Here is a 687-nt window from a genome sequence, read left to right on the forward strand (position 1 = left end):
GAATTTTTAATTTACCTTATAGTAACTAAAGGTACTGAATTGGTTGTGTTTTACAAGTCCAAAAAACAAAAATATCAAGATGATAGTATAACCTCACCTTGATATTTTATAAGGAAATTTCACTAGGCAACTATATAGAATTTCAAATAAATTTAATAATACTTTTTCTGACTGCTTAATACAAATGTACTTTACCCATCCTTCCTTCACCACGCTCAGTCAAATATTGCATCACAGGCGTACTCAACAGTTTTGATTCTGCTAACGCTGTGGCTTGTACTAGACGTTTTTGTTGGCGACGTTCAGGTGTTTTATTTTCAGCTATCATGATACTACCATCAATTTTTAGGTCGATATTTGCTTGCGTAAACTGCTGTTTCAGCTTAGCCGCTAACTGCTGAAAAGTAGCTTGTAAGTGACGACTATCCACACTAGTTACAAAGACTGCCTTGCCGTCACACAGTCCTGTCATCATACCTTGTCGAGCAAGCGCTAGCTCATCTGGAGCCAAGATATCTACTTCGCGTGCCGTTTGTAACCAATAATCCCATTTTTCTGGTGTCCACTCTCCTATTAACTCCTGCGCTGGACAACGTAGCAAAACACGAGGGTCATCATGCTGAGAAGTTAACTGGGAATTATTTGCATCAGGCTCAACAATTGGTTCAGGCTCAACAATTGGTTCAG

Annotated in this window: 1 pseudogene; it reads right to left on the minus strand. The window is 38.9% G+C overall.

Features of this window, described 5'->3' with window-relative positions:
* Nucleotides 1-175: 175 nt before the first annotated feature.
* Nucleotides 176-687 (minus strand): annotated as a pseudogene (locus tag ACT3RN_RS16025) (DNA polymerase III subunit gamma/tau); the annotation flags it as partial.

It is taken from the genome of Psychrobacter sp. AOP5-GZ1-6, assembly GCF_052376345.1.
Lineage (GTDB): Bacteria > Pseudomonadota > Gammaproteobacteria > Pseudomonadales > Moraxellaceae > Psychrobacter.